Below are 4,983 nucleotides of genomic sequence, written 5' to 3' on the forward strand. Positions count from 1 at the left end.
GTTCGGTATGTGTCCGGCTTTTTGCCGCCAAGCCAGTGATCCATTGTCTGTGGCCTGAGGGCGGCGCTCGCCACGCCTCCAGGAGGCATTCCGATGGCTCAGCATATGATCCCCCACAATCCGCACAGCACGGCAAGCATTGCCGGCCATCCTGTCCACGCGATGCTGATTCCGTTCCCGATCGCCTTCTTCGTCGCGACCTTCGTTTGCGACCTCGTCTTCTGGTGGACCGGCAATCCGGGCTGGGTCACCGCTTCGCTCTGGCTTCTCGGGGCCGGCCTGATCATGGCCGCGCTGGCGGCTCTTGCCGGCCTGACCGATGTCCTCGGCGATACCCAGATCCGCAATCTTCAGGACGTTTGGCTTCACGCCGGCGGCAACGTCATTGTCGTCCTGATCGAGCTCTACAACTGGTATTCGCGCTTCGCGCACGGCGAGGCGGCGGTGATGCCGGTAGGCCTGGTCCTGTCGCTGGTCGTCGTCCTCATCCTTCTATTCACCGGCTGGAAGGGTTGGGGAATGGTCTATCGGCACCATGTCGGCGTCGCCGATGGACCGGACGAAATGCGCTGAACTCCGCAACGCATGGTTTTCTCGCTTCAAGTCACCTCCGCCCTCCGGCTGGGGTGACTTTTCTTGGGGTGATTTGGTGCCGCAATATCTTCCGTCGGCTTTGCCGGCTGGTCCACCACATCATTGGCAGGCTTGTTCCAGTGCCACGCCGCCCGGTCGCATTTCGACCTTAATCGCTCTATACGCGGCCAGGATTGCTGCGGTTCCGATCTTCACGGTTTCTTGACAGAGGCCGGAAAAACGGGCAGCAAAGCGGGTGAGGAAGAGCATTTTTACCGCGGCGAAGACCATGGAAGGCTCTTTTTTCGTATGGACCGTCGCCACAATGGCGATTGGTGGAGGGATTGGTTAACCATCTTTGTCCATCTTTTGAATCAATCGGCAACAGACGCGTGAAGGTGCAGGGGGCACCAGGCGAACTGTGATCGTGACGGATGCCAGGTCCGCGAACCGGCATGCCGATTGAGAGTGGTCGTATGGCGTTTTTGTGTGTGAAGAACCGGGGTGACGCTCCTGAAGAGGGGGTAACTTCGAAGAAATCTGGTGGTCATCGTTGGGTTGTGGTGCCCGCTGTCGGCGCCGCGCTGGCGCTATGGTCCGTGGCCACCCTGGCTGGCCTTTATTCGGTGAGCACCACGCTTACCGCTGCTTCCAACGGATTGCCGCAGAGCCTGCTCGCGCCGCGCAACATCGCGCTCGCCGATCAGCGCCGCAAGCTTGTCAATGCCTGGGCACCGCGGCTTGCCGCGGCCGGGCCATACAAGACGGGATCGCTCACCAGGGGCTGCGATAGCGGCTGTCTCGGCCTCGCCACCAGCTTCGCGCACTCCACCCCGACCCCCTCCACCTTGGTACATGACGGCAAGGCCGCACGCCTGAAGCCGGCGGCGCCGGACAGCGTCGCGTTTGAAAAGCTCAGGGTTGCCCGTGAGAAGGCCGTGGAGGTAGCCTCCGCCGCGGACGTCGCGGATCGTTTCGACAGCGTCGTCAAGCGCGCCGGGCTTTCGCCGCAGAAACTTGCCGATGCCTTCCAGCGCGCCGAGCGCGCGCCTTTCCTGCTTGCCAGCCTGCCGGCGGCAAGCCGCTTCGGCGGCGCGGCTGAGAACGACCCGACCCAGACCGACCTGGCCGAGACCGGCCCGGCCGAGGCACGCTTCGGCTCAAATCAGGTCGACGTCGAGCGTGCCTCCGAGCTGGCGCTGGCGTTGGCCAATGTCATGCCCGAAGAGACGGTCGACGTGCCGACCGCGGTCGAGCTCGCCAACGGCGGTGCGCCGGATCTGGCAGCCGGCGCCTCTGACGGTGCTGAAGCCTCGGGGCAAGCCGCCGCTGGCCCGGGTGAAGTGCAGGTCGCCTCGCTGCCGCCGCAGGATGATTTGCCCGACAGCATCGCCGTTCCCGGCTTGAGGCCGCGCACCACACTCGAGCGCGCGACCGAGGCGCCCGAACAGAATGCCACGAGGAAGCCTGATCCGGCCAAGCCGCAGGCAACCCAGGCGGCAAAGCCCCAAGCTGCCAGGCCGGAGCCCGCGAAGCCTGAGCCCGCCGTCGATACCGCGGAAGGCCCGCAGTCGCTGCGCTCGCTGAGGAGTTCCGAGCAGGCGCTTCCGGGCGTGCAGGGCTCGAAACCAGTCAATGCCGGGCCGGCCAAGCGCGGCAAGGCGCAGCCTTCCGAGATGCTCGCCTACGCCAAGCCGGACACGCCCGAGCGCGGCGGCCTCGGCAGGGCCTTCGGGAGTCTGTTCAACGGGCCTTCGACGGGCAATGGCGTCGCCGTCTACGACATCTCTGCCGGGACGGTCTACATGCCGGACGGCTCGAAGCTGGAGGCGCATTCCGGGTTCGGCTCGATGGTCGACCAGCCGCGCTTCGTCAACCGCAAGAATGTCGGCCCGACGCCGCCCGATACCTACAATCTGTCGATGCGTGAATCGCGCTTCCACGGCGTCGAGGCGATCCGGCTGACGCCGACCAGTGGCAAGAACAAATACGGCCGCGACGGCCTGCTCGCCCACACCTATATGCTGCGTGGCGGCCGCGCCGAGTCCAATGGCTGTGTCGTCTTCAAGGACTACCACCGCTTCCTCGCCGCTTACAAGAAAGGCAAGATCAAGCGCCTCGTGGTCGTCCCGCGCCTGACCAGGTCGCCCACCCGGGTCGCCCAGGAAGGGCGCCAGGGCTAAGCCGGCAAAGCCGGCAGAGGACGCGCCCGCCGAGGCGCAAACTGCGGCTCTCATCGAGTAGGACCCAGACGGGTCCCCTTCTACTCTCCGACTATGGACGCCGGAGGGCGGGCTGAAGTTATCGGATCGGCATGACGAAGGGCGATCCTCCACGCGCCTTCTTCCCGCCGGAAAATGGTGGTGACCCGAAGCGCAATCGGCACCAGTTTGTCGCCACCACCGACCTTGGATCGGAACCGCTCGACCTCGATGACGTAGCCCAAGTCCGCTGTCGCGTACTCGGAGATGCGCTCAAAGCCGGTGGCCTCGCCGTCCCGGTAATTGGTGGCAGCCCGTTCCATGGTCGCGGCGGCCTTTTCCCACCCCTTCGCCGGCGGCCCGAACGGATTGGCGATAATGACGTCATCCCGTCGCGAGTAGAGATCTTTCAGAGGTTCAGGATTGCCCTTCACGAAGGCATCTAAAGCCAGATGATCCTGCTCGATAAATTTCGTTAGGTCAGGGGCCAACATCTTAGCGCCCTCAGATGATCGGAAAGAGAACTTTATCCGAAAAGTCGGCTCCCGGCTCGCGCTATCTCACTTCCCGGCGCTTCTGCCCGTAAATGCGTTCACGCCCTGGTTTTCGTTCAGATTGCCGGCGCCGATTCCCTGAACTTCGGTCGGATCGTATTCTTCGCCGCCATCGGCGCGCCGAGCACGATCAGCGCGCGGGCAAAGGTTTGCCGCAAGCGACGGATTGCGACGCGGCGACCTCGCAAGAGGCGCCCTGGCAAACGTCGGAAATCGGCGGGATTGGCGGGACGGCAAGGATATCTGTCCCTCCCAGAAGATAGATATGGCGCACCCCGGGCTTGCGGCAAGACCCCGGTCATGCCGTATGTACGCTGCCCTTGACCTTATTTTTTGGGAAAGGGAGTTCCTGAATGCGGATTTTGTTGTCGACCTATGGTTCGCGCGGCGACGTCGAGCCGGTGGTGGCGCTCGGCGAGCGGCTGCAGGCGCTCGGCGCCGAGGTGCGGGTGAGTGTCCCCGGTGATGAGGAGTTTGCTGCGCTATGTGCCCGCGCCGGCGTGGGCCTTCTCGCCGGTGCGCGCATGGGCGAAGGAAATGATCAGGCGTTCGGCGGACGCTTCGCCCGAGAGCCGGGCGAAGCTCATCTCCGGCCAGGCGGCCGAGATCCTCGCCAGGCAGTTCGACGCGCTCATGGCGGCCGCCGAAGGCTGCGATGCCGTGGTGGCGTGCGGCCTTTTTCCCTCCTGTGCCGCCGCGCGGCTGGTCGCCGAGCAGCGGGGCATCCGCTGCATCCTTGCCACCTTCTGTCCGATCTGGCTGCCGTCGGCGCTCAACCGGCCCTTTGAATATCCGGGACATCCGCTTCCAGCCGGCGTGACCGACAACAGGGCGCTCTGGGACCATGATATCCGGACCAAGAACGCGCTGTTTGGCGGCGCGATCAACAGCCATCGCGCATCGCTCGGATTGCATCTGTTGGACAATGTCCGCGACTATGTCTACGGCGATCCTGTCCTGCTTGCCTGCGACCCGACACTGGGGCCGTGGCTGCCCTCGGACCTGATCGACGCCGTGCAGACCGGCGCCTGGATCCTGCCGGACGAACGGCCGCTCCCCGACGGGCTGGAAGCGTTCCTCGAAGCCGGCTCGCCGCCGGTCTATGTCGGCTTCGGCTCGATAGCGGTCGCCAGGGAAGCGGGCCGCGCGGCCATCGAGGCGGTCCGCGCCAGGGGCCGGCGTACGGTCATCGCGCATGGCTGGGCCGAGCTCGGCCCGATCGACGATCGCGACGACTGCTTCGCCGTCGGCGATGTCAACCAGCAGGCGCTCTTCCGCCGCGTGGCCGCCGTCATGCATCACGGCGGCGCCGGCACGACCGCCGCCGCGGCGCGGGCAGGGGCGCCGCAAGTCGTCATGCCGCAGATCGGCGACCAGCCTTACTGGGCGCGGCGGGTGGCCGAAGTCGGCATCGGTGCCGCTCATGACGGCCCGACGCCGACTGCGGAATCACTATCGGCGGCGTTGGGGACGGCGCTGGCGCCCGAAACCGGTATCCGCGCAGGCGAGGTCGCCAGCAGAGTCCGCGCCGACGGCGCGGCGGTAGCGGCGAAGCGGCTGCTCGATTTGATGAGTCAGCCGTGAACTCACTGCGTCAGTTCTGCCAGCGCCCTTTGCAGGGGCGCCGGCGAGACCTGGATCGGGCCGGAGAAGGG

General features: G+C 65.6%; 5 protein-coding genes and 1 pseudogene. 4 read left to right on the top strand and 2 right to left on the bottom strand.

The features are described from left to right. The first annotated feature begins 93 nt into the window (after nucleotides 1-93). The gene (locus tag EOA29_RS24690; protein ID WP_245464729.1) at nucleotides 94-573 is read left to right on the top strand and encodes a DUF2231 domain-containing protein; all 480 of its coding nucleotides are present in this window, start codon (nucleotides 94-96) and stop codon (nucleotides 571-573) included. Between the two features lie 120 nt (nucleotides 574-693). On the opposite strand, the gene EOA29_RS41635 is transcribed toward EOA29_RS24690, so the two are convergent. Beyond that, nucleotides 694-864 (bottom strand): hypothetical protein, encoded by a 171-nt coding sequence (locus EOA29_RS41635; protein ID WP_189350162.1) that lies wholly within the window; start codon nucleotides 862-864, stop codon nucleotides 694-696. Nucleotides 865-1,136: 272 nt separating this feature from the next. Between EOA29_RS41635 and EOA29_RS24695 the strand changes: the two genes are divergently transcribed. Then, the gene (locus EOA29_RS24695) at nucleotides 1,137-2,756 is read left to right on the top strand and encodes a tlde1 domain-containing protein (RefSeq protein ID WP_245468528.1); all 1,620 of its coding nucleotides are present in this window, start codon (nucleotides 1,137-1,139) and stop codon (nucleotides 2,754-2,756) included. 80 nt (nucleotides 2,757-2,836) lie between these two features. Here EOA29_RS24695 and EOA29_RS24700 read toward each other — a convergent pair whose 3' ends face one another. Continuing rightward, nucleotides 2,837-3,268 (bottom strand): nuclear transport factor 2 family protein, encoded by a 432-nt coding sequence (locus tag EOA29_RS24700; protein ID WP_126094754.1) that lies wholly within the window; start codon nucleotides 3,266-3,268, stop codon nucleotides 2,837-2,839. A 413-nt stretch (nucleotides 3,269-3,681) separates the two neighbouring features. Between EOA29_RS24700 and EOA29_RS43215 the strand changes: the two are divergent. Further along, nucleotides 3,682-3,735 (top strand): annotated as a pseudogene (locus EOA29_RS43215) (hypothetical protein); the annotation flags it as partial. A 58-nt stretch (nucleotides 3,736-3,793) separates the two neighbouring features. Then, the gene (locus tag EOA29_RS24705; RefSeq protein ID WP_245464987.1) at nucleotides 3,794-4,912 is read left to right on the top strand and encodes a glycosyltransferase; all 1,119 of its coding nucleotides are present in this window, start codon (nucleotides 3,794-3,796) and stop codon (nucleotides 4,910-4,912) included. Nucleotides 4,913-4,983: the final 71 nt, after the last annotated feature.

Origin of the sequence: Mesorhizobium sp. M1E.F.Ca.ET.063.01.1.1, from assembly GCF_003998155.1 — a bacterium.
Taxonomy (GTDB): Bacteria; Pseudomonadota; Alphaproteobacteria; order Rhizobiales; family Rhizobiaceae; genus Mesorhizobium.